This window comes from Methylobacterium sp. NPDC080182 (assembly GCF_050281105.1).
Lineage (GTDB): Bacteria > Pseudomonadota > Alphaproteobacteria > Rhizobiales > Beijerinckiaceae > Methylobacterium.
In genome coordinates, this window is sequence record NZ_JBNNWO010000007.1 from 250188 (window position 1) to 274995 (window position 24808).

Here is a 24808-nt window from a genome sequence, read left to right on the forward strand (position 1 = left end):
ACCGGTTCCGCCGGCGGGGCGCGGGGTCCGGACCCGCACCGAGCGCTCAGCGGTCGGGCGGCATGCCGGCGCTCGCCCGCCGCTGGTTGATCCGGTCGCGGACCGAGCGGTTCGCCAGCAGCATCTCGAAGCCGAAGGCCACGAGGGCGCACAGCGTGCACAGGATCGCCGCGCCGAACAGGCCGAACAGCAGGGTCGCGACCGTGCTGTCGCGCAGCGCGCCCACGAACAGCGTCAGCACCGAGCCGCAGGTCGCCACGCCGCCGAGCGCGGCCAGGAACACTGCGGCGTCGAGCGCGAGGGAGCGCCGGTGAAGGCGGTCCAGGCGCTGACCGAGGCGGACGCGCTCGGCGTCGCCGGCCCCCGCCAGCAATCCGGAGACGTGGTCGGCCTGGTCCGCCACGCGCGCGAGGCGGGCCCCGAAGACGTTGAGGAGCGTCGCGATGCCCGACAGCAGGAAGACGGGGCTGAGCGCCACCTGGACGACGTGGGCAGTCCCTTCCAGGCTCGCGAGGGTGATCGGGTCGGTCATGCGGTCGGGCTGATGCACCCGGCGGACCGGCGCGGCAATCCCGGGTCGCTCAGATCAGTCCGCGCCCCGGCGCGGTTCCGGAGGCCGTCGTCTCCGCGCGGATCACCAACCCGAGACCGGTGACCAGTCCGGTGGCGAGCAGGAGCGCGAGCGTGAGGGCCGGGGCGAACATGTCTGTACTTCGCGCGCAGGATTGTTAAGAGCAGGTTTCGCGCCCGGCATCGGACCGAATAATCTTCACCACGGCGTCGATCGGGCGATCCCACAGGGGATTCTCGTGCGTGCCTTGTGGATGAGGGGGCTGCAAAGGCAATTTCCCCTTGGAACGGCGGCGGCACCGCTTAGTTGCTGCTATGCTGGCTCGGCCGTGGGGCGATCATGCCCCGGCCTGCGGCCCGAGAACCGGAGGAAGTTTATGGCCACAAAGACCGAGAAGGCTGCGCCGAAGGCGGCCAAGACCACCAAGACTGCGGAGAAGGCCGCCCCGGCGAAGGCTGCGAAGCCGGCTGCCGCCAAGTCGGCCGGCACCAAGCCCAACGCTCTGCAGCAGCCGCTGAAGCCGTCGGCCGAGCTCGGCGCCATCGTCGGCACCAGCCCGCTGCCCCGCGGCGAGGTGGTCAGCAAGGTTTGGGACTACATCAAGAAGAACAATCTTCAGAACCCGCAGAACAAGCGCGAGATCGTTGCCGACGACAAGCTCAAGAAGGTCTTCGGCAAGGACAAGTGCTCCATGTTCGAGATGAACAAGCATCTCGCCGCCCACCTGAAGGCCTGATCACGACCTAGAGCCAAGTCCGGCGTCTCGTCTGGGCCGACGGCTCTAGGTGCCTCCGCGACGCTCCAGTCGGGCCGGCCGACCGGCCGACATGGCGCGGCGCGCCGCGGGCGAAAGCCCGGTATCCAGAGCCGCCGGTCGCTCCGGCGGGCTCGGGCGATCCGCGGAGCGGGGCGCGTCCACAGGTCCGGATCCACGGGTCTGGATCGCGGGCTTCCTCGCGCGCTCTCGCCGGGCATCGCGGTTCCGCGCCCGCGGGTTGGTTGACCGGGCCACCGCTTCCGAGACCGGCGGGTGATGCTCGGACCGGTCCTGATCCCGGGTTCGGGCCCTGCCTGATCCTAGGCGAGGCCCTGCAGGACACCGCCGTCGACCCGCAGAGCTGCGCCGGTGGTGGCGCTCGCGGCCGGGCTGCAGAGATAGGCGACGAGGTTCGCCACCTCCTCCACCCGCGCGAGGCGCCGGATCAGCGAGGAAGGCCGATGCTCCGCGACGAACTGGCGGCCCATGGCCTCGAGGTCGGCGTCGGCCGCGCCGCCGGCCATCTGCGTCATGAACTCCGCGACGCCCTCCGACAGGGTTGGGCCGGGCAGGACGCTGTTGACCGTCACGCCGCTGCCGGCCACCGTCTGGGCGAGCCCGCGGGAAATCGCGAGCTGCGCGGTCTTGGTCATCCCGTAATGGACCATCTCGGTCGGCGTGTTGATCCCGGACTCGCTGGAGATGAAGATCACCCGGCCCCAGCCGCGCTCCGCCATGCCGGGCGTGTAGGCCCGGGACAGGCGCACGCCGCTCATCACGTTGACGTCGAAGAAGCGCTGCCAGTCGGCATCCGGGATCTCGAAGAACGGCTTCGGCTCGAAGATCCCGGTGTTGTTGACCAGGATATCCACGACCGGCAGCCCCTGGACGAGCGCGGACACGCCGTCCGCGGTCGCGACATCCCCCGGTGCCGCGAAGGCGCGGCCGGCCCGCGCCTCGCCCCGCAGCCTCGCCAGCGCGGCCTCGACGCGCTCGGGCGTGCGGCCGTTGATGCCGACCTCGGCGCCGAGATCGAGGAGTTCCTTGGCGATGGCGTAGCCGATGCCGCCGGTCGAGCCGGTGACCAGGGCCTTCCGGCCGGAGAGATCGAGATCCATGGGACGCTCCTGCACGTGACTCGTCGCGTCAACGCGGTCCCGCGCCCGCGGTGGCATACGGGGTCGGTCTAGCCGCTCCGACTCCGCCGCAGGACGCTGGCGCAGCCGCCGATCACCGAGAGCGCCACCGCGCAGGAGAGCGAGATGGTGACGGCCCGCTCGGCCCCGAGCCCGTGCGTCAGGCCGAAGATCACCGCCACCAGGGCCGCGCCGAGCGACTGCCCGGTGAGCCGCGCCGTCGACTGCATCCCGCTCGCCCCGCCGGCCCGCTCGCGCGGCGCCGAGGTGACGATGACCTTGTTGTTGGGCGACTGGAACAGGCCGAAGCCGAGGCCGCACAGGGTGAGCCTCCAGACGATGTCGAGGGTGGCGGGGGCCGCGGGCAGGAGCGTCACGCTGACGAGCCCGGCGGCCATCATGGCCAGCCCGACGCCGCCGAGGATGCCGGGCGGGTAGCGGTCCGCGAGGCGGCCGGAGATCGGCGCCATCGCGGCGACCGCGATCGGCCAGGGGGTGAGCAGGAAGCCGGTCTGGGTGCTGGAGAGGTGCAGCACGTCCTGGAAGTAGAAGGGCAGCGCCACGTAGGAGACCATCTGGGCGCAGAACGAGGCGACGGACGTCGCCATCGACAGGGCGAAGGCGGGGATCCGCAGCAGGTCGACCGGCAGGAGCGGGGCGGGCAGCCGGATCTGGCGCCGGACGAACACCGCGGCGATGACCAGGGCGGCGGCGAGCTCGACGATGGCGACCCCGCGCGCCTCCGGATCGCCGAGACCGTCGATCCCGATGATCAGCAGGCCGAAGGTCAGCGCGTTGAGCACCGCGCTCGCGAGGTCGAAGGGGCGGCCGCTCGCCGGTGTGACCGGCAGGGTCCGGGACGCCACCGCCAGGGCCAGCAGGCCCACGGGGATGTTCACGAGGAACAGCCAGGGCCAGGTCGCCACCGACAGGATCGCCGCCGCCACGGTCGGGCCGGCGGCCGAGGCCACCGCCACCACCAGCGCGACGTTGGCGACCCCCTGGCCGATCATCCGGTGCGGGTAGATGAAGCGCACGAAGCCGATATTCACGCTCATGATCGCCGCGCCACCGAGGCCCTGGACGATGCGGGCCGCGATCAGCATCGGCAGGTTCGGCGCGACCGCGCAGGCGAGCGACGCGGCGACGAACAGCGCGAGCCCCGGCAGGTAGACTTTCCGGAAGCCGAAGATGTCGCCGAGGGCCGCGAACGGCAGGAGGCTCGCCGTGACGGCGACCTGGTAGGCGTTGACCACGAAGATCGCGTCGGCCGGCCGGACCGCGAGGTCCTTGGCCATGACGGGCAGCGCCACGTTGACGATGGCCCCGTCGAGGACCGCCATGGTCATGGCGAGCCCGATCGCCGCCATAGCGAGGACGCGCTCGCGCGGCGGCAGGCCGTCCTGGACGGGCCCCTGCGCGGTGCCCTGAGGATGACCCGGCGGGCTGCCTGTCGGACCGTGCGGGACCTGCGCCATGGGTGCGCGCTCCTGCGGCGTCCCGGCGGGTCCGTGACGTCGATGGCGGGGGGACATCCGGGCACGGGACGCGCCGCGGATGCTGCTCCCTGTCGCGCAGGCGGGGAGGCCCGTCGAGGGGGGGCGTGTGTCCTATGTCACGGCGCGGACGGGAGTGTTCGCCGCGGACGCCCGCGGCTCGGATCCGGCGCGAGCCGGCGCGTCGCGGCGCCCGATCGGGCTCAGGCCAGCATGTAGGTCAGCAGGGAGCGGAGCTGGGCCGGCTTGATCGGCTTGTGCACGAGCTCCGCGCCGGCGGTGGTGACGCGCTCCTCGACCGCGCCGGTATGGTCGGCGGTGGTGACGATGACCGGGAGCGGCCCGGTATGCAGCGCCCGGAGATAGGCGGCCACGTCGAGGCCGCAGGCGCCGTCGTCGAGATGGTAGTCGAGCACCAGGATGTCCGGCGCCCCGGCGCCCGCCGCGACGGCGGCCTTCACGCCCGCGAGGTCGCGGAAGGTCGAGACCCTTGCATCCCAGTTCTGGAGCAGGCGCGCGAGGGCGTCGGCCGTGGAGGCGTCGTTCTCCACGACGAGGACGTGGGCTCCCGAGAGCCGGGTCGCCACCGGGGCGGGCGGCGCCGCGGCGGCCGGGACCGCGCTCAGGGGCAGCGTCAGCGACACCCGGGTGCCGTGGCCGACCCGGGAGCGCAGCCGCAGGGGATGATCGAGGGCGAGGGCCATGCGGCGGACGATCGACAGGCCGAGGCCGAGGCCCGGCTCCTCGCCGCTGCTCGGCCGGTCGCCGCCCCGGAAGAACTCGTCGAAGACGAGCTCGCATTCCTCGGCGGCGATGCCGCAGCCCGTGTCGGTCACTTCGATCCGGACGCCGCCGGACCGGCGCCGGGCCGCCAGGACGATCCCGCCGGTGCGGGTGTAGCGGACGGCGTTGGAGACGAGGTTCTGGAGGATCCGCTGCAGGAGCACCACGTCGCTGGTGACGGTCAGGTCCGGGCAGTGGACCGACAGGCGCAGGCCCTTGCGCTGTGCGAAGGGTTCGAAGCTCTCCGCGATCCCCGCCAGCAGGTCGGGCAGGAAGACGGGCTGGACCTGCGGCCGGACGATCCCGGCATCGAGCTTCGAGATGTCGAGCAGCGTCTTGATCAGGTCCTCGATGGTCTGCAGGCCCCGCTCCACCTGTCCGGCGATGGTGCGCGCCTCCGGCGGCACGTCGAGGTCGGCGAGCGCCGAGATCGAGAGGCGGGCGGCGTTGACCGGCTGCAGCAGGTCGTGGCTCGCCGCCGCCAGGAACCGCGTCTTCGAGCGGTTGGCGGTCTCGGCGTCCTCCTTGGCCGCGGCCAGCGCCTCGTTGGAGCGCTCCAGCCGGTGCATCAGCCCGGTCAGCTCCTCGGTGCGGGTGCGGACCCGGCCCTCGAGCATGATCGCCGTCTGGAACAGCGAGTAGGCGCTGCCCCGCTGGTCCATGGAGCGCTCGACATGGGACATCAGCGCGGCGTTGATCCGCTCGAGCTTCTCGATCCGCCGGTGCAGGGACGCGTCGGTCTCGAGGCCGTTCGGGTGCAGGGTCACGACGCGGCCGGGGCGGGGGCCGCGGCCGGCGCGCCCGCGGCGAGGGTCTTGCCGATGGCGATGCCCGTGAAGGTCTGGTTCAGGTGCATCGCCCGGTACTGCTCGCCGAAGGTCTCGAAGCCGACGACGTTGTAGCGGCGGTAGAGGTCGGCGATCCCGTGCCGGACCTGCCGGCTCTCGGCGTCGAGGCGGCGGAGCACGCACTCGAAGCCGATGATCAGGTCGACGCCGCCGAGCACGGCGTCGAGGCGCGCCAGCTCCGCCCGGGTCGAGGCGACGATGTCGCGCGGCTCGGCGAGGGTGAGCACCACGCCCTCGTCCACCGCGCAGAAGAAGCTGAGCGAGCCGTCCTCATTCATCCGCCGGATCGAGCGGCAGAAATACTCGCCCCCGACCTTCACGGCGAGCGGGTAGGCGGCGAAGCTCATCGGCGACAGGCCCTCGGGGTCGAGGCCGATCGCCATCGCGTATTCCCGGGCCGCCGGCTCGGCGTTGAGCTCGTGCACGGTGCGGCGCTCGCCGTCTGAGGCGGTGACCACGAACTTGGTCCGCGTCGGCTCGAAATTGTCGCTCTTGAAGATCTCCACCGAGAAGTCGGTCTCGACGAGCACCAGGACCGCTGCCTTGCGGTGGATCTTCCCGCCGTGGAGCATGACGGCGTCCCGGAAGCGCAGGTCGTCGCCGGCCGAGCCGCCGACGATCGGGATGCCGTCGAGCGCCCAGGCGATCGCCGAGACCACGGTCTCCTCGGCGTTGGCGAGCCCGTCGATCAGCGACAGGGCGAAGCGGTGGCCCGTGCCGGCCGCGTCGACATCGCGGCACCGGTCCAGCGGGTCCAGGGTCCGGCGCAGCGCCCGGACCGCCGAGGCGGTCCGCTCCACGTCGAGGTGGTCGATGGCGTCGAGGACGGTCGAGACGATCCGGAACCGCTCGGCCGGGAACGCGATGACGACGAGCCCGCGGTCGAGGCCGCCGGCCGGGGCGATGCCGCCCGACATCGAGCAGCCGGCCACCGGCACACCGGGGAACCGGGTCTCCAGCGCGCGCGCCAGGATCTCGGCATCGTAATCGGCGGAGAAGAACGCGACGACCTGCGACAGGGCGGTGTCACCGACCGCGAGCGCCACCTCCGCGGCCGCGTCGGCGGCCCCGGCCGCGTCCGTCCAGGCCGTCCAGATGCCGCACAGATGGCGGCGCACTCCCGATCCTTGAGCCACGTTCCACCCCCTGCGACCCCCTCGGCAGGCTTGGCGCCCGCTCTTCAGCGTCTTGGGCGGAGTATGTCGTGCGCAATCGAGCGGTGCAACGGGGCGTGTCGACCCGGTCCGGTTCGCGCGGGAAGCCGGACCGGGGCGGCCTCACTTCATGCAGGCATCCTCGGCCTTCTCGAAGGCCGCGGGCTTGGGTTCGTGCTCGGACGGCCGGTTGCGGCCGAGCGCCCCGTCGGAGCGGGCGCGGAGATAGGTGTAAATGTCCGGCAGGTAGCAGGTGACGTTCTTGTTCTCGCCGAAGGCGGGCATCACCAGCTCCTGCGAGGCGTTCACGTCCCTCTTGCCGCCCACGACGATGCCGGCGAACTGCGCGTAGTCCATGCCCTTGAGGGCGTCGACCAGCGAAGGCGCGTAGGTCGATCCCAGCCCGTCGGGGCCGTGGCAGGCCATGCAGTTCGCGCTGTACCGGACGTAGCCGGACATGGTGTACCAGTCGACCATCTTGCCCCCGTCCGTGACGTGGTAGGTCGGGTTACCGTTCTTGTCGGTGTACTGGCCGTCTTGGACCTTGGCCGGCTGCGTCGGCCCCTCGCTCTTCAGGTCGGTCGCGGGCGGGGCGGCGGTCGGAGCCGCGGCGGAGGCCGGCAGCATCCCCAGGGTTCCCGCTGCGAGCCCGGCCAGGACGAGGCCGGCCAATCTGTCTGCAACGCACCGCATACGTCTTCCTCCTGCCGCCCACAGGCTTCTTCTTAGTGGCGCGGTGCCGGGATAACGGCGGATCTCGTCCGAGAACACCTTGAGGCGCCTTCACGTTTTCGCGCACGGCCGGTGAGCGTCACGATGACCGGCCGAGAGTGCGCTTATCCGCGTTGCGCACAGCATTAACCTTTTGTTAATCGGCGGATTGCCGCCGGCCCGCCGGCGTGAGAGCTTTCGTTAACGAGAGCTTAACGGTTGGGTCCCGGCGATGCGGTTCGCGGTTTCCATGATGCAGGGCCTGGTCAAGGGACCCGCCTCGCGTCGGCTCTCCCGGGTCCGCCGGGCGGCCCTGGCTGCCCTCGCCGTCGCGGGGCTCGCCGCCCCGGCCCAGGCGCAGACGCTGGCGAGCCTGCCCACCGAGGCCGGCGCCCGGGTGCAGGGCGATGCCAAGCCGATCGCGGCGTGGGTGACGTTCTGTCAGACCTACGCGGCGGAGTGCGCGCTGGACCGGGGCGAGCCGGCCCGGATCAGCCTGACGCCCGCCACCTGGGCGACGATCGTGTCGGTGAACCGGCGGGTCAACAAGGCGATCGAGCCGATGACCGACCAGGACCACCTGCACGTGGCCGACCGCTGGGACCTGGCCGAGGACGGCATCGGCGACTGCGAGGACTTCCAACTGCTCAAGCGCCACATGCTGGCCGAGGCCGGCCTGCCGCGGCGGGCGATGCGTATGACCGTGGTGATCGACGAGAAGGGCGAGGGCCACGCCGTGCTGACCCTGATCACCGACCGAGGCGATCTGGTGCTCGACAACAAGACCAGCGCGATCCTGCCCTGGCACAAGACCGGCTACGTGTTCATCAAGCGCGAGAGCCAGGACGCCGTCGCCTGGGTCTCCCTCGGCGGCGTCACCTCCCCGGTCACCACCGCAAACCGGTGAACAAGCCACGCGGCGAGCAGTGGAGCCTCGGCCGCACGCGCCGTTCCTTAACGGATCGCTAACCCTGCGGCGCCACTCTGTCGGGTGACGGAGTGCCTTAACGATGCCGCGAGCCCGCCACGTGACGCCGGTCCCGCTTCTGGCTGTCGTCCTCGTCGCCGCCGCCTGCGGCACCGCCCGGGCCGCGAGCGAGACCGAAGCCCGCCACGCCGCGTGGCGCGACTGCGTCAGCGGCAACTTCCGGATCCAGGCCGCACTGACGGACCGGGATCTCGCCGCCGACGCCGCCTTCCGGGCCTGCCGGACCGCCGAGGACGCCTATCTCGCGACCCTCGCGGCCTCGCCGCTGCTCGACGACGAGGATGTCGGGCGCGCCCGGCCACTCCTCGCCGGCCGGATGCGCGCTTGGCTGGTCGGCAACCGCGGCTGACGTCGGGGATTCCCGGCAGCGGCCATCGGGAAGAGACGCTCCCGCCAAGCGCGTGAGGTCGGCCAGCAAGGCAGCGTCGCGGCGGCCTGTCCGCCTATGCCTTCAGGCGCGCCTTGATCCGCCGGGTGAGCCCGTCGCGGACGTCGCGGTAGGCGTCGAGGCGCTGCTCGCGCGAGGCGTCCTGCAGCAGCGTCGGGTCGGGGGTCGGCCAGTACTCGACATCGGCCGCGAGGGTGTGCGTCAGGTCCAGTGCCCGGTGGTGCGCCTCCGGCGCGAGGGTGATGATCAGGTCGAAGTTCAGGCCCTCCCAGTCCTCCAGCTCCTCCACGGTGCGCGGGCGGTGCCGGCTCGCGTCGATGCCGACCTCGTCGAGGGCCGCGACCATGAACGGGTCGGTGGGCTCGCCGGAGCGCACCCCGGCCGACTGCACGTAGGTGGACTTGCCGAAATAGGCGCGCGCGATCGCTTCCGCCGCCACGGAGCGCACGGCGTTGTAGTTGCACATGAACAGGACGGACTGCACCCGCCGCTTCTTCGGGGGCGCGTCGGGAAAAGGCTCGGGAGGAGGCTCGGGAGCGGGCTCAGCCATCGCCGGTCGGCGCGGAGGGCGCCTAACCCTTCCAGTGCAGCGCGAAGATCAGGGTGAACAGGCGGCGCGCCGTGTCGTGGTCGAGGTCGACCTTCCCCTCGAGCCGCTGCTTGAGCGTCTCGGACGCCTCGTTGTGCAGGCCCCGCCGACCCATGTCGATCGCCTCGATCTGCGACGGCGAGGCGGTGCGGATCGCGTTGTAGTAGCTCTCGCAGATCATCTCGTAGTCGCGGATCACCCGCCGGAACGGCGTGAGCGACAGGAGGTGCGTCATCACCGGCTCACCGTCCACCGTGGTGATGGCGAAGGACAGCTTGTTCTCGACGAGTCCGAGCGTGAGCGCGTAGGGGCCCTCCCGCCCGGGGATGGTGAAAGAATTGTCCTCCAGGATGTCGAAGAGCGCGATCGCCCGTTCGTGCTCCTGATCCGGATTGCCGCGGGCGATGGACCCCTCGTCCAGGCTCACCTTCGCGAGGCGGTTCGGCCCGCGCTGCTTCTCCGCCATCCCCAAAACCTCACAGGTTCAACCGGATCGCGACGGAGCGGGCATGCCCCTCCAGGCCCTCGGACCGGCCGAGGTTTATCGCCGCCGGGCCGAGCGCCCGCAAGCTCTCCGGCGTGCAGGCGAGGATCGTCGTCCGCTTCATGAAGTCGAGCACGCCCAGCCCGGACGAGAATCGGGCGGAGCGCGCGGTCGGCAGCACGTGGTTGGGGCCGCCGACATAGTCGCCGATCGCCTCCGGCGTGTGCGAGCCCAGGAAGATCGCGCCGGCATTGCGGACCTTGGCGGCGAGCGCCTCCGCGTCCTGCGTCTCGATCTCCAGGTGTTCGGGGGCGAGGCGGTCGACCAGGGGCACGGCCTCGTCGAAGGTGCGGACCCGGATGACGGCGCCGTAATCGCGCCAGCTCGCACGGGCGATCTCCTGACGGGGCAGGGTGGTGAGGGCGCGCTCGACCGCCGCCTCGACGGCGCCGGCGAGTTCGGCGCTGTCGGTGATCAGGATCGCCTGGGCGGCCACGTCGTGCTCGGCCTGGGCCAGGAGGTCGGCGGCGATCCAGTCGGGGTTGGCGTGGCCGTCCGCCAGGATCAGCACCTCGGAGGGGCCGGCGATCATGTCGATCCCGACCTGGCCGAAGACCCGGCGCTTGGCCGCCGCCACCCAGGCGTTGCCGGGCCCGACGACCTTGGCCACGGGGGCGATCGTGGCGGTCCCGTAGGCGAGGGCCGCGACCGCCTGGGCGCCGCCCACCCGATAGACCTCGTGGACGCCGGAGAGCTGCGCGGCGGCCAGGACCAGCGGGTTCATCTGGCCGTCCGGGGTGGGCACCACCATCACGAGGCGCGGCACCCCGGCGACGCGCGCCGGCAGCGCGTTCATCAGCACCGAGGAGGGATAGCTCGCGGTGCCGCCCGGGACGTAGAGGCCGACCGATTCCAGCGCGGTCCAGCGCCAGCCGGCCGTGACGCCGAGGGCGTCGGTGGCCCGGTGATCCGCGGGCCGCTGCGCCCGGTGGAAGCTCTCGATCCGCTCGGCGGCGAGGCGCAGGGCCTCCAGCGAGTCCGACGGGCAGGCCGCGACGGCCGCTTCGATCTCCGCGTCCGTGACCCGCAGCTGCGCGGCGGAGAAATCGGCGCCGAGCCGGTCGAACCGCCGGGTGAAATCGACCAGCGCCTCGTCCCCGCGGGCGACGACGTCGGCGATGATGCCGCGCACCGCCTCGTCCACGTCCTCGGCGATCTCGCGCTTCACCGTGAGGAGGCGCGCGAAGGCGGCGGCAAAATTCGGATCGCTGCTGTCGAGCCGGACCATCGGGAAGCCTTCTGTCTCGCGTCAGGCCGCCGAGCCGGCGGCCGTATCGGTGTCGATGTCGTGCCCGGGACGGTTCGCCGATTCCCAGACCGGGCCGAGATCCTTCATCCGGACCTCGATGCACTCGACCTCCAGCCGCAGGGCCGCGCCGCCGGAGAAGACGAGGTCGATGTGCCCGGAGGGCGCGTCCGTCGGCTCGAAGGTGAGGGCGAGCAGGCTCATCGGCGTCGCGTCGTCCGGCTTCAGGCCGCGGCTCTTCACGCCCAGCACGCGCTCGATGTGCAGGCCGGCTAGGCGCCGGCGCGGCGGGGCGCTCGGCGTCCAGTCGAAGCGGCGCACCGCCATGAGGAAGCGGTGCTCGCCGGCGAGGAAGGTCAGGTCCTGCGGTCGCAGGATCGCGTCCTGCAGATGGGCCGAGATCACGGTCAGGTCCTCGGTGTCGAGGGCGGCGAGCCTGAGCAGCTCCATGCAGAGGGTCCTCGGGGAATACGGGGCGCGGGTCGGGCGGCGAGGGCCGGTCCGCGGCACGGCGTAGGTAGCGGCGCGGCCCCGTTCGGGCAACGGCTGGTCTGGGGATCGCGATCCCGGCCGGGCACAGGCTCGGGCCAGCGTCGCCGTTTAGACGCGCCGGCGATCGAGCCGGGGCAGGGTCTCATATGGCGGCACTCACCGAGCGCGCGGTTGTGGCGGTGCTGGCCGTCGGGCTGCAGGCGGCCGGACCCGCCGTCGCGCAGGTCGGTCCGGACGCGCGGCCCTACATCTACGGTCGTCCGGCGCCGGATCGGGATCTCTACGCACCGCCGCCGCCCGGCGGGCGTCCGCCGCCTCCGCCCGCGGATGACGGGTATGGCTGGCGTCCGCCCCCGCCGCCAGTCGACGATGCGTACGACAGGCGCGGCCCGCGCTGGCGCGGCGACTTCGGGCGCCCGTGGGACGACAGCGTCTGCGTGACGGCCCGCGGCACGTGCAGGGTGCGCCCGGGGCCTCCCGACGCGCCCTGCGGCTGCGAGATCCCCGGCTTCGGCTACAGGCGCGGGCAGATCGAGGACTGAGCCTCGGGCGCTGCCGCGCGCCGGCCGGCTCGGACCGAGCGCTGCCGCTCAGGCCCGGACGCGCTCGATCTGCGCGCCGCACCGGCCGAGCTTGGCCTCCAGCGCCTCGAACCCGCGGTCGAGATGGTAGACCCGGTTGATCTGGGTCTCGCCCTCGGCGGCGAGGCCCGCGATGACCAGGGAGACCGAGGCGCGCAGGTCGGTCGCCATCACGGGGGCGCCCTTCAGCCGGTCCACGCCCTCGACGATGGCGAGGTCGCCCTCCAGGCGGATCTTCGCGCCGAGGCGGGCCAGCTCCTGCACGTGCATGAACCGGTTCTCGAAGATGGTCTCGCGGATGTGCGACTGGCCCTTCGCCAGCGTCATCAGCGCCATGAACTGCGCCTGGAGATCCGTGGGGAAGCCCGGGAACGGGTCGGTGGTGACGTCGACCGCCGCGATGCCGGCGCCGTTGCGGCGCACGCGGATCCCGCCCTCGACCTGCGTGATCTCCGCGCCCGTGGTCGTCAGGACGTCGAGGGCCGAGTGGAGCAGGTCGGCCCGGGTATCCTTGAGCACGACGTCGCCGCCGGCCATCGCCACCGCCATGGCGTAGGTGCCGGTCTCGATCCGGTCGGGCAGGACCTCGTGGCGGGCGCCGTTCAGGCGGGCCACGCCCTCGATCTCGATGCGCGGCGTGCCGGCCCCGCGGATCTTGGCGCCCATCTTGTTCAGGCACTCCGCGAGGTCGACCACCTCCGGCTCGCGGGCGGCGTTCTCGATCACCGTGGTCCCGTAGGCCAGGGCGGCGGCCATCAGCGCCACGTGCGTGCCGCCCACGGTCACCTTCGGGAAGGCGAACTCGGCGCCGCGCAGGCCGTTCTTGGTCCTGGCGACGACGTAACCGGCGTCGATCTCGATCTCGGCCCCGAGCTTCTCCAGCGCCATGATCAGCAGGTCCACCGGCCGGGTGCCGATGGCGCAGCCGCCGGGCAGCGAGACCTTGGCCTCGCCGAACCGGGCGAGCAGCGGCGCGATCACCCAGAAGCTCGCCCGCATGGTCGAGACCAGCTCGTAGGGCGCCGTGGTGTCGATGACGTTCGAGGCGGTGAGCCGGATCGTCTGGCCCGTCTCGGTGGTCTGACCGGGGCGCTTGCCCACGACCATGTGGTCCACGCCGTGGTTGCCGAGGATCCGCGTCAGCGCGGCGATGTCAGCGAGCCGCGGCACATTGATCAGCTCCAGCGTCTCGCCGGTGAGCAGGCTCGCGATCATCAGCGGCAGCGCCGCGTTCTTGGCGCCCGAGATCGGGATCACGCCGTTGAGCGGCGCGCCGCCGGTGATGTGGATGCGGTCCATCGTGTGTCCTCGGGCGGCGCACCCGCGAGGGCGCGCGGCCGGCCGTGCTGATCGCGGGCGCGGCAGCGCCCAGGCTTGGCCGTGCCCTATAGACCGGATTTGTCGGAATCAGGACCGTTTCCGTCCGATTCCCGCGCGCAGGACTGATCCGCGCCGGGAGACGGTCTTCCTTGGGCCCGCCCGCGGCCCTGCGCCTTGCGGCGGCGCAGGTTCTGGCGCAGCGCGGCCTTGAGGCGCTCCGCCCGCTCGTCCCTGGAGTCCGTCACGGCGCGACCCTTGGTCGCCGCAAGGTCGGGGCCGCGCGGTCCACGCCGGACGAGCCATCTGCGGTCGGAGACATGAGCTGTTGCAGGGGGCGGGAGCCAAGTTTGGGTCGGAAGAACGTGCCGGACGCTAGCGGGTTCACGCGGGCCTCTCAACGGATGCAACGCTGCGATGTCGGAACCTTACCTTGAACCAGTTCCAGATCCGCGCGTATCTTGCGGCCCTCACGCGAAGGACTGGACCGAGGCCGGACCTCGATCGCGGGCCTGAGACGCCGCTCACGCGGTGTCGCCCGCGCGGCCGAACACGCGAAGGACGCTCGATGACCGTCACCCGGATGCCCAGCACGATGCTCGCCCAAGCGGGATCGACGCGCGCCGGATCCGGCTACGAGCGCTACTTCCGCGGGGCCCTGGATCAGCTGCACGGGGAACGGCGGTACCGGGTGTTCGCCGACATCGAGCGGATCTCGGGGCGTTTCCCGACCGCCAAGTGGCGCCAGCCGGACGGCAAGACCACCGAGATCACCGTGTGGTGCTCCAACGACTACCTCGGCATGGGCCAGCACAAGGAGGTGGTCGCCGCCATGACCGAGACCGCCGCCCGCTGCGGCGTGGGCGCCGGAGGCACCCGCAACATCGCCGGTAACACCTCGCCGCTGGTCGACCTGGAGCGCGAGCTCGCCGACCTGCACGGCAAGGAGGCCGGTCTCGTCTTCACCTCCGGCTACGTCTCGAACCAGGCCGGCATCTCGACCATCGCCAAGCTGATCCCCGACTGCCTGATCCTGTCGGACGCCTTCAACCACAACTCGATGATCGAGGGCGTGCGCCATTCCGGCTGCGCCAAGACGATCTTCCGCCACAACGACCTCGCCCACCTCGAGGAATTGCTGCGGCAGGCCGGCGACCGGCCCAAGCTGATCGTGTTCGAGTCGGTCTACTCGATGGACGGCGACGTGGCGCCGATCGGCGCGATCTGCGACCTGGCCGAGCGCTACGGCGCGATGACCTACCTCGACGAGGTCCACGCCGTCGGCCTGTACGGCCCGCGCGGCGGCGGCATCGCCGAGCGCGACGGCGTCATGCACCGGGTCGACGTGATCGAGGGGACGCTGGCCAAGGGCTTCGGCTGCGTGGGCGGCTACATCACCGCCTCGGCGGCGATCTGCGACGCGGTGCGCAGCTTCGCGCCGGGCTTCATCTTCACGACGGCGCTGCCGCCGGCAGTGGCGGCGGCGGCGCGGGCGTCGGTGCGCTACCTGAAGCGCTCGAGCGCGGAGCGCGAGGCGCACCAGCGTCAGGCGGCGGCCACGAAGGCGGCGCTGAGCGCGGCGGGGCTTCCGGTCCTGGAGACAGAGACGCACATCGTGCCGGTGATGGTCGGCGATGCCGAGCTGTGCAAGGCGGCGGCGGACCATCTGCTGGAGCACCACGCAATCTACATTCAGCCGATCAATTACCCGACGGTGCCGCGCGGGACCGAGCGGCTGCGGATCACGCCGTCGCCGTTCCACGACGCGGCGCATATCGAGCGCCTCGCCGCGGCGCTGGGCGAGACCTGGCAGGCCCTGGACCTGCCCCGCGCCGGCACTGTCTTCGTCGAGGCCGCGGAGTAGGATCCGCGCCGCCGTCCCGGCCGGGCCGTGTTGCGGGCGCCCGTCTTTGCGAGCGGAGCGAAGCAACCCAGGGATGCCACATCCGCGGCCGGCCTGCTGCCCTGGATTGCTTCGCTCCGCTCGCAAAGACGGGCGCGGCGGTATGCTGAGGCCGGCCTGACCGCGCCGGCTCCGCGCTGAGGCAGCGGCCCGCAGCGCTTCCATGTCCCGTCCCCATCTCGTCTTTTCCGGCGCCGACCTGTAACGACGGCGCCAATCCTCATCCGCGAAAAGTCCGCCTATGATCTCCTCACCCCTCATGACCGTCATGGTCGATGCCGTGCGCAAGGCCGCGCGCGGCCTGCGCCGCGACTACGGCGAGGTCGAGAACCTGCAGGTCTCGCGCAAAGGTCCGGGCGACTTCGTCTCCGCGGCCGACCGCAAGGCCGAGGAGGTGCTGCGCGACGCCCTGATGAAGGCGCGTCCGGGCTACAGCCTCGTGCTCGAGGAGAACGGGATCATCGAGGGGACCGACAAGAGCCATACCTGGCACATCGATCCCCTCGACGGCACGTCGAACTTCCTGCACGGCGTGCCGCATTTCGCGGTCTCGGTCGGTCTCGAGCGCGAGGGCCAGATCGTGGCCGGCGTGATCTTCGACCCGATCAAGGACGAGCTGTTCTTCGCCGAGCGCGGCAAGGGCGCCTATCTCAACAACCGGCGCCTGCGCGTCTCCGGCCGCCAGGACATGGCGGACGCGCTGGTGGGCTACGGCACGCCCTATCTCGGTCGCGGCAGCCACCCGCGCCTCTTGCGTGAGCTCGGCGCCGTGATGGCGGTGGCCGGCGGGACCCGCCGGATGGGCTCGGCGGCCCTCGACATGGCCTACGTGGCCTGCGGCCGCCTCGACGCCTACTGGGAGCGCGACCTCCAGACCTACGACTTCGCCGCCGGCGTGATCCTGGTGCGCGAGGCGGGCGGCTTCGTGACCTCGGCGGACGGCGCGGCCGAGCCGCTGGCGCCCCGGTCGGTGGCCTGCGGCAACGAGGGGCTTCACCGGGACCTCGTCGCCATCCTCAAGAAGGTCCAGGCGGCCTGAGCCGCCCTCGACTGGTCAGGCCGTCGGGCTTCTGCTTTAAGCCCGCGGTTCCCCACGGAAGGCCGAACGCATGGAAGCCCGCCGCCACGTCGCGCTGAAGGAATCGGTCCGCTCGATTCCCGATTACCCGAAGCCGGGGATCATCTTCCGCGACATCACCACGCTGCTGAGCGACCCGCGCGCCTTCCGGCGGGCGGTGGACGCCCTGGTGCATCCCTACGCCGGCGGACAGATCCACCAGGTGGCCGGCATCGAGGCCCGGGGCTTCATCCTCGGCGGGGCCATCGCCCACCAGCTCTCCTGCGGCTTCGTGCCGATCCGCAAGAAGGGCAAGCTGCCTCACAAGACTGTCTCGATGGCCTACGCCCTCGAGTACGGGACCGACGAGATCGAGATCCACGTCGACGCCGTTCGGCCCGGCGACAAGGTGCTGCTGGTCGACGACTTGATCGCCACCGGCGGCACCGCGATCGCGGCCGTGAACCTGCTCCAGAAGATCGGCGCCGAGATCGTGGCCGCCTGCTTCGTCATCGACCTGCCCGAGATCGGCGGCGCGCAGCGCCTGCGCGACCTGGGCGTCGAGGTGCGCACCCTCATGCAGTTCGAGGGTCATTGAGCCCCGCGAAACGTTGACTTCGCGGGGCTCATCCGCCATAAGCCCGCCACTCGCGACGTGGCGCCCCGCATGGGCGCCCTTCGTGTTTGCAGACAACCAGGACGCGTGAAGGTCGGGTGCAGCAATAGCTGCCCGCGAGCGCGCCTCGACCTTTGAAGGCTCTGAGCCATGAAGAGAACCTACCAGCCGAGCAAGCTCGTCCGTAAGCGCCGTCACGGTTTCCGTGCGCGCATGGCCACCGCCGGCGGCCGCAAGGTCATCGCGCGCCGTCGCGCCCACGGCCGCAAGCGCCTGTCGGCCTGAGGCCTGATCCTCGCCGGCGCGGACGCTCCGACGCATCCGCGCCACGAGGCAAGTGGTATCGGCCGGGATCGAACCATCGATGGCGACGATCGAGCGGCTCAAGAAACGACCCGACTTCCTGGCGGCGGCCGAGGGGCGTCGCTTCCACACCGAGCGTATGACCGCGCAGGGGCGTCTTCGGAGCCCGGACGTCTGCCCCGGCCTCCGTCTCGGCTTCACCATCACGAAGCGTGTCGGCCACGCGACGGAGCGCAACCGCATCCGCCGCCGACTCCGCGCTGCCGTGGGGTTGGTCGCGTCCGATCTGCCGAGCGAGCTCGCGGGCCTTCCGGCCGACATCGTGCTGATCGCCCGCCGCCCCGCCCTCGAAGCCTCCTTCGAGGCCCTCGCCGAGGATCTACGCCGCGCGATTCCCGCGGTGACCCGCGCGGCCGCGCCCCGCGGGGACAGGTCGCCCGGCCGATCCGGCGGTCGGCGCGCCAAGCCGGCCCCTGACACGGCCACTTCTCAGTCGTCCTCTCTCCCGCACGAAGCCGGCCGCGCCTCCGCGCAGGCGGCCCCACCCGGCGGTGTCGACATCGGCCCGTCGCAGGGGTGCGACAGAGATCCCCGAATCACAGGCGCGCGCAGGTCCTCCGGGGCCGGCGACGTTCCTGTTGCCACTCCGAACGCGTGCGGCGGTGTCCCTGATGGGCAATGACAAGACGAACATGTTCGTGGCCATCGGCCTGTCGCTGCTGGTGCTGCTCGGGTGGCAGTACTTCGTGGCCGGCCCGCGCATGGAGCAGCAGCGCCAGATCGAGGCGCAGAACAAGGCCGCGCAGCAGCAGCCCCCGGGCGTGACCCCGGACGGCGTGCCCTCGCCGTCCCCGAAGGAGGGTGGCCCGGCGGCCCCCGCGCCCGGCACGCTGCCGACCGCCCAGGGCGGCCCGGTCTCCCGCGAGGCGGCGCTGGCCCGCTCGCCGCGCGTCCGGATCGAGACCCCGGCGCTCTCCGGCTCGATCGCCCTGAAGGGCGGCCGCGTCGACGACGTCTCGCTCAGGAACTACCACGAGACCATCGACCCCAAGAGCCCCGAGATCGTGCTGTTCTCGCCGGCCGGGACCGAGACGCCCTACTACGCCGAGTTCGGCTGGGTCGGCGCCAATGCCGGTCCGCTGCCGACCAACGACACCCTCTGGACCAGCGACGGCAAGACACTGTCGCCCGGCATGCCCGTGACCCTGACCTGGGACAACGGCGCCGGCCTCGTCTTCAAGCGGATCATCGCGGTCGACGACAAGTACATGTTCACGATCCGCGACGAGGTCGAGAACAAGGGCTCGGGCGCCATCACGCTCTACCCGTACAGCCTCGTCTCCCGCTGGGGTAAGCCGCATACCCAGGGCTACTACGTCCTGCACGAGGGCATGATCGGCTATCTCGGCAACGACGGCCTGCAGGAATTCACCTACGACAAGCTCGCCAAGGAGGGCGCCTACGGCGGTGCCAACACCAAGGGCAAGGCCTGGAGCGGCGTGACCGGCGGCTTCGTCGGCATCACCGACAAGTACTGGGCGGCGGCCGCGATCCCCGATCAGGACGCGCCCTATACCGGCGCCTTCACCGACCGGACCGACGGTGCCACCAACGTCTACCAAGCCAGCGTGCGCGGCGATGCCGTGAATCTCGCGGCGGGCGCCTCGGCGACCGCGACGCAGCGGCTGTTCGCCGGCGCCAAGGAAGTCAACGTCATCAACAACTACGAGAAGGACCTCGGCATCAAGCACTTCGATCTGATGATCGATTGGGGCTGGTTCTTCTTCATCACCAAGCCGATGTTCCGGGCGCTAGACTTCTTCTACCACCTGTTCGGCAATTTCGGCGTCTCGATCCTGGTGGTGACCTTCTGCCTGAAGCTGCTGTTCCTGCCGATCGCGAACCGGTCCTACGTCTCCATGGCCAAGATGAAGGCCGTGCAGCCGGAGATGGCCGCCATCCGCGAGCGGTACAAGGACGACCGCATGAAGCAGCAGCAGGCCACGATGGAGCTGTACAAGAAGGAGAAGATCAATCCGGTCGCCGGCTGCTGGCCGGTGCTGATCCAGATTCCGGTCTTCTTCGCGCTCTACAAGGTCCTGTTCATCACCATCGAGATGCGCCACGCGCCGTTCTTCGGCTGGATCCGCGACCTCGCGGCGCCGGATCCGACGAGCATCGTGAACCTGTTCGGCCTGCTGCCGTTCCCGGCACCCGACTTCGTGCACCTGGGCGTCTGGCCGATCATCATGGGCATCACGATGTTCGTGCAGATGAAGATGAATCCCGCGCCGCCGGACCCGGTCCAGGCGCAGATCTTCACATTCATGCCGATCGTGTTCACCTTCATGCTGGGCTCGTTCCCCGCCGGCCTGGTGATTTACTGGGCCTGGAACAACACCCTGTCGGTGATCCAGCAATACGTCATCATGCGCCGCAACGGCGTGAAGGTGGAGCTGTGGGACAACCTCCGCACAACGTTCAAGCGCGGCGGCACCAAGGCGGCCGCCACCAAGAGCTGACGGGCGAGACGCCGTGAGCGAGACCAACGACGACGCGGCCGACCTCCTCGAGGCCGGCCGCCTTCTCTTCGCCGGCCCGGCCGACTTCTACGCGGCCGCCCAGATCCTCGACCGGCTGCCGCCCATGGAGGGCGTCGAGATCGCCTTCGCGGGGCGCTCGAATGTCGGCAAGTCGAGCCTGATCAACGCACTCACCGGGCGCAACACCCTGGCGCGGACCTCGCACACGCCGGGGCGGACGCAGCAGCTCAACTTCTTCCGGATCGGCGAGCGCCTGTCGCTGGTCGACATGCCCGGCTACGGCTACGCCGCCGTCGAGAAGGCCAAGGTCGAGGCGTGGACCCGGCTGATTCACGCCTACCTCAAGGGCCGCGCCAACCTCGCCCGGGTGTTCATGCTGATCGACGCCCGGCACGGCTTCAAGTCGATCGACACCGACGTCCTCGACGGCCTCGACAAGGCCGCGGTGAGCTATCAGGTCGTGCTGACGAAGGGCGATTCCCTCAAGAAGGGCGAGGTCGCGAGCCGCATCGCCGGGATCGAGGCGGGGCTCGCCAAGCGGCCGGCCGCCTACCCGCAGGTGATCCTCACCTCGAGCCGGGACGATTCCGGCGTACCGGATCTGCGGGCGGCCATCGCTAGGCTCCTGGCGGAGCGCGGCGCGTGAGACTCGCGGGTGTCGACCGCGCGCTCGCGGCGCTCGCCGCTCTGGCCGGGCTGCTCGGCGTCGCGCTGAGCGCCGCCGCGGCGCACATCCCCGGGGCGGACTCGCTGAAGACGGCGGCGCAGTTCCTGCTGTTCCACGCCCCCGCCATCCTGGCGCTGGTCGGTCTCGGGGCCGCGGGCCTCGTCCGGGCCGGTCTCGCGCGCGTCGCGGCCGGGCTGCTGGTCGCCGGCCTGATCCTGTTCTGCGGCGACCTCTCGGTGCGCGCATGGCTTCAGCACGCGCTCTTCCCGATGGCGGCGCCCACCGGCGGCTTCGCCCTGATGGGCGGCTGGCTCACCGGGATCCTCTGCGCGCTGGTGCCCGCGCGACGCGGGGTCTGACAGGTCCGGCCGGCGGCCCGCGGGCCAGCGTCTTCGCGAGCGGAGCGAAGCAGTCCACGCGGCGCCGGGCCGCGCGATGCGGCGCTGCCCTGGGTTGCTTCGCTCCGCTCGCAAAGACGGCGCCGTCGCGCCCTATGATGCTCTCACCTGCAGGAACTCCAGGGCCGGCCCCTGCGCGTCCGAGAAGATCCCGGTGGTCAGCGCGCCGCCGTAGACGGCCGCGGTGTCGAGGTTGGTGCGGAACCGGCGCACTTCCGGGCGCCCGCTCCGCTGCGGCGTGTGGCCGTGGACCACGTACCGTCCGAAATCGTGGTCGCCCTCGAGGAACGGCTCGCGGATCCAGAGGCGATCATGCGCGTCCGAGCCGAGGGCGTCTGTGCCGGGCCGCAGCCCGGCATGCACGTACCAGTGGGCGCCGTCACCGTGCAGCGTCGGGAGCGCCTCGATCCAGTCGAGGGTGTCCCGGGGCAGGCCGGCAGGATCCCGCGCGCCGAACGAATCGAGCGTCGCCTCGCCGCCGTTGAACATCCAGTGCGCGGCCGCGCTCTCCGTCTGGAGTGCGTCGAGCAGCATCCGCTCGTGGTTGCCCATCAGGCAGACGACGCGCTCCGGCTCGGCCCAGTTCAGGCGGCTCACGGTGCGGAGCACCGCGGCGCTGTCCGGGCCGCGGTCGATGTAGTCCCCGAGGAAGACCAGCCGGTGGGGACGGTCACCCGCGTGCTCGGCGATCCGCTCCAGCAGCGCGTCGAGGAGGGCGGCGCAGCCGTGGACGTCGCCGATCGCGTAGGTGAGGGGGCCGGAATCCATGCGCCATCGTCCAACGCGGTGGCGCGTTCCGCAAGGCCGCCCGGGTCGGCGCGCTACGCCGCGAGGGCGCGCATCTCCGCGATGAGGTCCGACTTGCCCTCGAAGCCGATGCCCGGCAGGTCCGGCATGGTGATGTGGCCGTCCTCGACCCGCACCCCGTCGGGGAAGCCGCCGTAGGGCTGGAACAGGTCCGGGTAGCTCTCGTTGCCGCCGAGGCCGAGGCCGGCCGCGATGTTGAGCGACATCTGGTGCCCGCCATGCGGGATGCAGCGGGCGGGCGACCAGCCGAACTCGGCCAGCACGTCGAGGGTGCGCAGGTACTCCACGAGCCCGTACGACAGCGCGCAGTCGAACTGCAGCCAGTCGCGGTCGGGCCGCATGTTGCCGTAGCGCAGGAGATTGCGCGCGTCCTGGTGCGAGAACAGGTTCTCGCCGGTGGCCATCGGCCCGGGATAGTAGGGCGCGAGCGCCGCCTGGAGCGCGTAGTCGAGCGGGTCGCCCGCCTCCTCGTACCAGAACAGCGGGTACTGCCGCAGCATCCGGGCGTACGCGATGGCGGTCTCGAGATCGAAGCGGCCGTTGGCGTCCACCGCGAGACGGCCCCGTCCGTCGATCTCGGCGAGCACGGCCTCGATCCGGCGCCGGTCCTCTTCGAGCGGTGCGCCGCCGATCTTCATCTTCACGACGGTGTAGCCGCGGTCGAGATAGCCGCGCATCTCGGCGCGGAGGGCGGAATCGTCCTTGCCGGGATAGTAGTAGCCGCCGGCCGCGTAGACGAAGACCCGCGGGTCGGCGGCGACGCCCTTCCGCTCGGCGAGCATCCGGAACAGTGGCTTCCCGGCGATCTTCGCCGCCGCGTCCCAGATCGCCATGTCGAGGGTGCCCACCGCCACCGAGCGCTCGCCGTGGCCGCCGGGCTTCTCGTTGCGCATCATCGCGGCCCAGACCCGGTGCGGGTCGAGGTTGTCGCCCGCATCGACGAGGAGGCTGTCCCGGTCGGCCTCCAGGATCCGGTCGCGGAAGCGCTCGCGGATCAGGCCGCCCTGGCCGTAGCGGCCGTTGGAGTTGAAGCCGTAGCCGACGACCCGCCGGCCGTCGCGGACCACGTCGGTGACCACCGCGACGAGGCTCGTGGTCATCTTCGAGAAGTCGATGTAGGCGTTGCGGATCGGCGATGCGATCGGCTTGGTGACCTCGCGGACGTCGACGATGCGCATGGCTCACTCTCCCCGGTGCGTCCCGGTGCCATAGCGTCGGCGGCACCCGGTCAGCCAATGCCGTTTCCGGAGCGCGCGATGCGCGGGCGGCATCGGCCCCGTCCTGTCGGAGAGGCGCTATGGATCTGGACTGGGTGCGGGACTTCCTCGCGCTCGCCGAGCACCGGACCTTCTCGCGGGCCGCCGAGGTCCGGCACGTGACGCAGCCGGCCTTCAGCCGACGGATCCGCGCGCTCGAGGCGTGGCTCGGGACGCCCCTGTTCCTGCGGAGCGCGCAAGGGGCGCACCTGACCGCCGCCGGAACGGGCTTCCGCCCGCACGCCGAGGAGTTGATGCGGGGCCTGGACCGGGCGTGCCGCGAGGCGCGGGCCGCGGGCGCGCGCGCGGATGCGAGCCTCGCGATCGCGGCCACGCACGCGCTGTCGTTCACGTTCTTTCCCGGCTGGATCCGCCGGCACGCACCCTTCGAGACGCTGGGCGCCCTCAACCTGATCTCGGACAGCATGGCGGCCTGCGAGGCGATCCTGCTGGCCGGCGAGGTGCAACTCCTCCTGTGCCACCACCGCGCGGACCTCCCCACGCCCCTGGACGATGGCCGCTGCGAGTCGATCCGCGTCGGCGCGGACAGCTTGGTGCCGCTCTGCGCACCGACGTCCGGAGGGGCGCCGCTCTGGCCCCTGAGCGGTGCGGTCCGCTACCTCGCCTACGGCGAGGCCTCGGGGCTCGGCCGGATCCTGGCGGCGAGCGGGGCGGCGGCCGGCCACGAGCCGGCCTTCACGTCGCACCTCGCGGCGACGCTGATGACCATGGCCCAGGGGGGCGACGGTGTCGCGTGGCTCCCGGTGACGCTCGCGGAGGCGGTGATCGCCCGCGGACAACTCGTGCGGGCAGGCCCGGAGGAGCTGGACGTTCCGGTGGAGATCCGGCTGTTCCGGACGCGCGAGGGCCGAGGCGGCGCGGCCGATGCCCTGTGGCGGCGCCTGCAGGCGCCCGAGGGCGCCCGGCCGGATCAGGCCTTCGCCACCCGGGCGTAGCGGCCGTCGTAGCGACCGGCCCGGATCTGCTCCAGGACCTCCGCCTCGCGGGCCGCCTGCGCCCGCACGGCGTCGAGCAGGGCGGCCGCGTCGCCGGGCGGGAACGACACGACGCCGTCGGCGTCGCCGACCACCACGTCCCCCGGGCTCACCGTCCAGCCGCCGACGCAGACCGGCACGTTGATCGCGCCGGGGCCCGTCTTGAACGGCCCCCGCGGCGTCGCGTCGCGGGCGTAGCAGGGAAAGTCCGCGCCCGCGAACGCCGCCGTGTCGCGCACGGCGCCGTCGATCACGAAGCCGGCCACGCCCCGGCTCTCCGCGATGGCCTTCATGATGTCGCCCACCAGCGCGCGGCTCGTGTCGCCGGCGCCGTCGACCACGATCACGTCGCCGGGGCGGACCTCTTCCAGAGCCTGATGGATGGCCAGGTTGTCGCCGCTCCGGACGCGGACCGTGAAGGCCGTTCCCACGAGCGCCCCGCCGCGATGGAACGGGCGCAGGCCGGCCAGGACCGGCATCCGCGCCAGGCAGTCGCTGATCGTGGCCGTCGAGACATCGCGGAAGGCCGCCAGCACGGCCGGGTCGACGGCGGGCGGCGGCGGATTGCGGGTGATGGCGGACATCGGCCTCGACGTCTCCCTGGCGTCAGCGCCCCCGCGGCATCGCGGCGAATCGGCGAGGGCCGGGGGATCCTGCCCCAG

29 protein-coding genes are annotated in these 24808 nt (G+C 71.6%); 13 read left to right on the top strand and 16 right to left on the bottom strand.

What is annotated here, in order from left to right:
* Nucleotides 1-46: 46 nt before the first annotated feature.
* Both ACQKQD_RS14745 and ACQKQD_RS14750 read right to left on the bottom strand, forming a co-directional pair.
* Nucleotides 47-532: a DUF2721 domain-containing protein gene (locus ACQKQD_RS14745; protein ID WP_042669689.1), complete on the bottom strand. Its 486-nt coding sequence runs from the start codon at nucleotides 530-532 to the stop codon at nucleotides 47-49.
* A gap of 49 nt (nucleotides 533-581) precedes the next feature.
* Nucleotides 582-704 (bottom strand): hypothetical protein, encoded by a 123-nt coding sequence (locus ACQKQD_RS14750; protein WP_020092516.1) that lies wholly within the window; start codon nucleotides 702-704, stop codon nucleotides 582-584.
* A gap of 243 nt (nucleotides 705-947) precedes the next feature.
* Between ACQKQD_RS14750 and ACQKQD_RS14755 the strand changes: the two genes are divergently transcribed.
* Entirely contained in the window at nucleotides 948-1307 is a 360-nt protein-coding gene (locus ACQKQD_RS14755) for an SWIB/MDM2 domain-containing protein (protein WP_012320460.1), read from the top strand.
* 341 nt (nucleotides 1308-1648) lie between these two features.
* Here the strand turns inward: ACQKQD_RS14755 and ACQKQD_RS14760 are convergent, their stop codons facing one another.
* The 5 genes from ACQKQD_RS14760 to ACQKQD_RS14780 all read right to left on the bottom strand — a co-directional run bounded on the left by ACQKQD_RS14760 (nucleotide 1649) and on the right by ACQKQD_RS14780 (nucleotide 7438).
* On the bottom strand, nucleotides 1649-2446 hold the full coding sequence (locus ACQKQD_RS14760; RefSeq protein WP_091926251.1) for an SDR family NAD(P)-dependent oxidoreductase: 798 nt from the start codon (nucleotides 2444-2446) through the stop codon (nucleotides 1649-1651).
* Between the two features lie 68 nt (nucleotides 2447-2514).
* Nucleotides 2515-3942, bottom strand: coding sequence for an MFS transporter (locus ACQKQD_RS14765; RefSeq protein ID WP_427508711.1), 1428 nt, complete (start codon nucleotides 3940-3942; stop codon nucleotides 2515-2517).
* Between the two features lie 221 nt (nucleotides 3943-4163).
* Nucleotides 4164-5510: an ATP-binding response regulator gene (locus ACQKQD_RS14770; protein WP_427508712.1), complete on the bottom strand. Its 1347-nt coding sequence runs from the start codon at nucleotides 5508-5510 to the stop codon at nucleotides 4164-4166.
* Nucleotides 5507-6709, bottom strand: coding sequence for an FIST signal transduction protein (locus ACQKQD_RS14775; protein WP_020092512.1), 1203 nt, complete (start codon nucleotides 6707-6709; stop codon nucleotides 5507-5509). The genes ACQKQD_RS14770 and ACQKQD_RS14775 overlap by 4 nt, the downstream gene beginning before the upstream one ends.
* Before the next feature lie 159 nt (nucleotides 6710-6868).
* Nucleotides 6869-7438, bottom strand: a complete 570-nt coding sequence (locus tag ACQKQD_RS14780) for a c-type cytochrome, methanol metabolism-related (protein WP_427508713.1) — start codon at nucleotides 7436-7438, stop codon at nucleotides 6869-6871.
* A 250-nt stretch (nucleotides 7439-7688) separates the two neighbouring features.
* Here ACQKQD_RS14780 and ACQKQD_RS14785 point away from each other — a divergent pair, with 250 nt between their 5' ends.
* A complete protein-coding gene (locus tag ACQKQD_RS14785; RefSeq protein ID WP_427508714.1) occupies nucleotides 7689-8363 on the top strand; it encodes a transglutaminase-like cysteine peptidase in 675 nt (224 codons plus the stop codon).
* 103 nt (nucleotides 8364-8466) lie between these two features.
* Nucleotides 8467-8793, top strand: a complete 327-nt coding sequence (locus ACQKQD_RS14790; RefSeq protein ID WP_427508715.1) for a hypothetical protein — start codon at nucleotides 8467-8469, stop codon at nucleotides 8791-8793.
* Between the two features lie 94 nt (nucleotides 8794-8887).
* On the opposite strand, the gene ACQKQD_RS14795 is transcribed toward ACQKQD_RS14790, so the two are convergent.
* From ACQKQD_RS14795 to ACQKQD_RS14810, 4 genes are all read right to left on the bottom strand, one after another.
* Nucleotides 8888-9298, bottom strand: a complete 411-nt coding sequence (locus tag ACQKQD_RS14795) for a low molecular weight phosphatase family protein (protein ID WP_234083060.1) — start codon at nucleotides 9296-9298, stop codon at nucleotides 8888-8890.
* A 106-nt stretch (nucleotides 9299-9404) separates the two neighbouring features.
* Nucleotides 9405-9887, bottom strand: a complete 483-nt coding sequence (locus ACQKQD_RS14800) for a UPF0262 family protein (protein WP_020092507.1) — start codon at nucleotides 9885-9887, stop codon at nucleotides 9405-9407.
* Nucleotides 9888-9897: 10 nt separating this feature from the next.
* On the bottom strand, nucleotides 9898-11193 hold the full coding sequence (hisD, locus tag ACQKQD_RS14805; protein WP_091981844.1) for a histidinol dehydrogenase: 1296 nt from the start codon (nucleotides 11191-11193) through the stop codon (nucleotides 9898-9900).
* 21 nt (nucleotides 11194-11214) lie between these two features.
* The gene (locus ACQKQD_RS14810) at nucleotides 11215-11661 is read right to left on the bottom strand and encodes a DUF2948 family protein (RefSeq protein ID WP_020092505.1); all 447 of its coding nucleotides are present in this window, start codon (nucleotides 11659-11661) and stop codon (nucleotides 11215-11217) included.
* 188 nt (nucleotides 11662-11849) lie between these two features.
* Between ACQKQD_RS14810 and ACQKQD_RS14815 the strand changes: the two genes are divergently transcribed.
* Nucleotides 11850-12245, top strand: coding sequence for a hypothetical protein (locus ACQKQD_RS14815; protein WP_427508716.1), 396 nt, complete (start codon nucleotides 11850-11852; stop codon nucleotides 12243-12245).
* A 48-nt stretch (nucleotides 12246-12293) separates the two neighbouring features.
* On the opposite strand, the gene murA is transcribed toward ACQKQD_RS14815, so the two are convergent.
* Both murA and ACQKQD_RS14825 read right to left on the bottom strand, forming a co-directional pair.
* Nucleotides 12294-13583 carry a UDP-N-acetylglucosamine 1-carboxyvinyltransferase gene (murA, locus tag ACQKQD_RS14820; protein WP_020092503.1) on the bottom strand — a complete coding sequence of 430 codons (1290 nt, stop codon included), beginning with the start codon at nucleotides 13581-13583 and terminating at the stop codon, nucleotides 12294-12296.
* Between the two features lie 86 nt (nucleotides 13584-13669).
* The gene (locus ACQKQD_RS14825) at nucleotides 13670-13849 is read right to left on the bottom strand and encodes a hypothetical protein (protein ID WP_427508717.1); all 180 of its coding nucleotides are present in this window, start codon (nucleotides 13847-13849) and stop codon (nucleotides 13670-13672) included.
* Between the two features lie 347 nt (nucleotides 13850-14196).
* On the opposite strand from ACQKQD_RS14825, the gene hemA reads away from it, so the two are divergent.
* The 8 genes from hemA (at nucleotide 14197) to ACQKQD_RS14865 (ending at nucleotide 21049) form a co-directional block, all read left to right on the top strand.
* Entirely contained in the window at nucleotides 14197-15465 is a 1269-nt protein-coding gene (hemA, locus tag ACQKQD_RS14830; protein ID WP_026604818.1) for a 5-aminolevulinate synthase, read from the top strand.
* 280 nt (nucleotides 15466-15745) lie between these two features.
* Complete coding sequence (locus ACQKQD_RS14835; protein WP_427508718.1) at nucleotides 15746-16543, top strand: inositol monophosphatase family protein; 798 nt, start codon at nucleotides 15746-15748, stop codon at nucleotides 16541-16543.
* 70 nt (nucleotides 16544-16613) lie between these two features.
* Complete coding sequence (locus ACQKQD_RS14840; RefSeq protein ID WP_012320444.1) at nucleotides 16614-17159, top strand: adenine phosphoribosyltransferase; 546 nt, start codon at nucleotides 16614-16616, stop codon at nucleotides 17157-17159.
* A 168-nt stretch (nucleotides 17160-17327) separates the two neighbouring features.
* A complete protein-coding gene (rpmH, locus tag ACQKQD_RS14845) occupies nucleotides 17328-17462 on the top strand; it encodes a 50S ribosomal protein L34 (RefSeq protein WP_007558110.1) in 135 nt (44 codons plus the stop codon).
* Nucleotides 17463-17541: 79 nt separating this feature from the next.
* Nucleotides 17542-18162, top strand: coding sequence for a ribonuclease P protein component (gene rnpA, locus ACQKQD_RS14850; RefSeq protein ID WP_427508719.1), 621 nt, complete (start codon nucleotides 17542-17544; stop codon nucleotides 18160-18162).
* Nucleotides 18152-20002 (top strand): membrane protein insertase YidC, encoded by a 1851-nt coding sequence (gene yidC, locus ACQKQD_RS14855; RefSeq protein WP_020092499.1) that lies wholly within the window; start codon nucleotides 18152-18154, stop codon nucleotides 20000-20002. Before rnpA ends, yidC begins: the two co-directional genes overlap by 11 nt.
* Before the next feature lie 13 nt (nucleotides 20003-20015).
* Nucleotides 20016-20669 (top strand): ribosome biogenesis GTP-binding protein YihA/YsxC, encoded by a 654-nt coding sequence (gene yihA, locus ACQKQD_RS14860; protein WP_020092498.1) that lies wholly within the window; start codon nucleotides 20016-20018, stop codon nucleotides 20667-20669.
* Nucleotides 20666-21049 (top strand): DUF423 domain-containing protein, encoded by a 384-nt coding sequence (locus tag ACQKQD_RS14865; RefSeq protein WP_020092497.1) that lies wholly within the window; start codon nucleotides 20666-20668, stop codon nucleotides 21047-21049. Before yihA ends, ACQKQD_RS14865 begins: the two co-directional genes overlap by 4 nt.
* Before the next feature lie 132 nt (nucleotides 21050-21181).
* On the opposite strand, the gene ACQKQD_RS14870 is transcribed toward ACQKQD_RS14865, so the two are convergent.
* The gene (locus ACQKQD_RS14870) at nucleotides 21182-21856 is read right to left on the bottom strand and encodes a metallophosphoesterase family protein (protein ID WP_427508720.1); all 675 of its coding nucleotides are present in this window, start codon (nucleotides 21854-21856) and stop codon (nucleotides 21182-21184) included.
* Between the two features lie 53 nt (nucleotides 21857-21909).
* On the bottom strand, nucleotides 21910-23073 hold the full coding sequence (locus ACQKQD_RS14875) for a mandelate racemase/muconate lactonizing enzyme family protein (protein ID WP_091926260.1): 1164 nt from the start codon (nucleotides 23071-23073) through the stop codon (nucleotides 21910-21912).
* 119 nt (nucleotides 23074-23192) lie between these two features.
* Between ACQKQD_RS14875 and ACQKQD_RS14880 the strand changes: the two genes are divergently transcribed.
* Nucleotides 23193-24107: a LysR family transcriptional regulator gene (locus tag ACQKQD_RS14880; RefSeq protein ID WP_427508721.1), complete on the top strand. Its 915-nt coding sequence runs from the start codon at nucleotides 23193-23195 to the stop codon at nucleotides 24105-24107.
* Here the strand turns inward: ACQKQD_RS14880 and ACQKQD_RS14885 are convergent.
* Nucleotides 24083-24730 carry an RraA family protein gene (locus ACQKQD_RS14885; protein WP_020092493.1) on the bottom strand — a complete coding sequence of 216 codons (648 nt, stop codon included), beginning with the start codon at nucleotides 24728-24730 and terminating at the stop codon, nucleotides 24083-24085. The two genes, ACQKQD_RS14880 and ACQKQD_RS14885, sit on opposite strands and share 25 nt — an antisense overlap.
* Nucleotides 24731-24808 lie beyond the last annotated feature (78 nt).

Bases quoted from the DNA above. Each gene is read 5' to 3' on its own strand.
- ACQKQD_RS14745 (WP_042669689.1), bottom strand. From the start codon at position 532: ATGACCGACCCGATCACCCTCGCGAGCCTGGAAGGGACTGCCCACGTC.
- ACQKQD_RS14750 (WP_020092516.1), bottom strand. From the start codon at position 704: ATGTTCGCCCCGGCCCTCACGCTCGCGCTCCTGCTCGCCACCGGACTG.
- ACQKQD_RS14755 (WP_012320460.1), top strand. From the start codon at position 948: ATGGCCACAAAGACCGAGAAGGCTGCGCCGAAGGCGGCCAAGACCACC.
- ACQKQD_RS14760 (WP_091926251.1), bottom strand. From the start codon at position 2,446: ATGGATCTCGATCTCTCCGGCCGGAAGGCCCTGGTCACCGGCTCGACC.
- ACQKQD_RS14765 (WP_427508711.1), bottom strand. From the start codon at position 3,942: ATGGCGCAGGTCCCGCACGGTCCGACAGGCAGCCCGCCGGGTCATCCT.
- ACQKQD_RS14780 (WP_427508713.1), bottom strand. From the start codon at position 7,438: ATGCGGTGCGTTGCAGACAGATTGGCCGGCCTCGTCCTGGCCGGGCTC.
- ACQKQD_RS14785 (WP_427508714.1), top strand. From the start codon at position 7,689: ATGCGGTTCGCGGTTTCCATGATGCAGGGCCTGGTCAAGGGACCCGCC.
- ACQKQD_RS14790 (WP_427508715.1), top strand. From the start codon at position 8,467: ATGCCGCGAGCCCGCCACGTGACGCCGGTCCCGCTTCTGGCTGTCGTC.
- ACQKQD_RS14795 (WP_234083060.1), bottom strand. From the start codon at position 9,298: ATGTGCAACTACAACGCCGTGCGCTCCGTGGCGGCGGAAGCGATCGCG.
- ACQKQD_RS14800 (WP_020092507.1), bottom strand. From the start codon at position 9,887: ATGGCGGAGAAGCAGCGCGGGCCGAACCGCCTCGCGAAGGTGAGCCTG.
- hisD (WP_091981844.1), bottom strand. From the start codon at position 11,193: ATGGTCCGGCTCGACAGCAGCGATCCGAATTTTGCCGCCGCCTTCGCG.
- ACQKQD_RS14810 (WP_020092505.1), bottom strand. From the start codon at position 11,661: ATGGAGCTGCTCAGGCTCGCCGCCCTCGACACCGAGGACCTGACCGTG.
- ACQKQD_RS14815 (WP_427508716.1), top strand. From the start codon at position 11,850: ATGGCGGCACTCACCGAGCGCGCGGTTGTGGCGGTGCTGGCCGTCGGG.
- murA (WP_020092503.1), bottom strand. From the start codon at position 13,583: ATGGACCGCATCCACATCACCGGCGGCGCGCCGCTCAACGGCGTGATC.
- hemA (WP_026604818.1), top strand. From the start codon at position 14,197: ATGCTCGCCCAAGCGGGATCGACGCGCGCCGGATCCGGCTACGAGCGC.
- ACQKQD_RS14835 (WP_427508718.1), top strand. From the start codon at position 15,746: ATGATCTCCTCACCCCTCATGACCGTCATGGTCGATGCCGTGCGCAAG.
- ACQKQD_RS14840 (WP_012320444.1), top strand. From the start codon at position 16,614: ATGGAAGCCCGCCGCCACGTCGCGCTGAAGGAATCGGTCCGCTCGATT.
- rpmH (WP_007558110.1), top strand. From the start codon at position 17,328: ATGAAGAGAACCTACCAGCCGAGCAAGCTCGTCCGTAAGCGCCGTCAC.
- rnpA (WP_427508719.1), top strand. From the start codon at position 17,542: ATGGCGACGATCGAGCGGCTCAAGAAACGACCCGACTTCCTGGCGGCG.
- yidC (WP_020092499.1), top strand. From the start codon at position 18,152: ATGGGCAATGACAAGACGAACATGTTCGTGGCCATCGGCCTGTCGCTG.
- ACQKQD_RS14870 (WP_427508720.1), bottom strand. From the start codon at position 21,856: ATGGATTCCGGCCCCCTCACCTACGCGATCGGCGACGTCCACGGCTGC.
- ACQKQD_RS14875 (WP_091926260.1), bottom strand. From the start codon at position 23,073: ATGCGCATCGTCGACGTCCGCGAGGTCACCAAGCCGATCGCATCGCCG.
- ACQKQD_RS14880 (WP_427508721.1), top strand. From the start codon at position 23,193: ATGGATCTGGACTGGGTGCGGGACTTCCTCGCGCTCGCCGAGCACCGG.
- ACQKQD_RS14885 (WP_020092493.1), bottom strand. From the start codon at position 24,730: ATGTCCGCCATCACCCGCAATCCGCCGCCGCCCGCCGTCGACCCGGCC.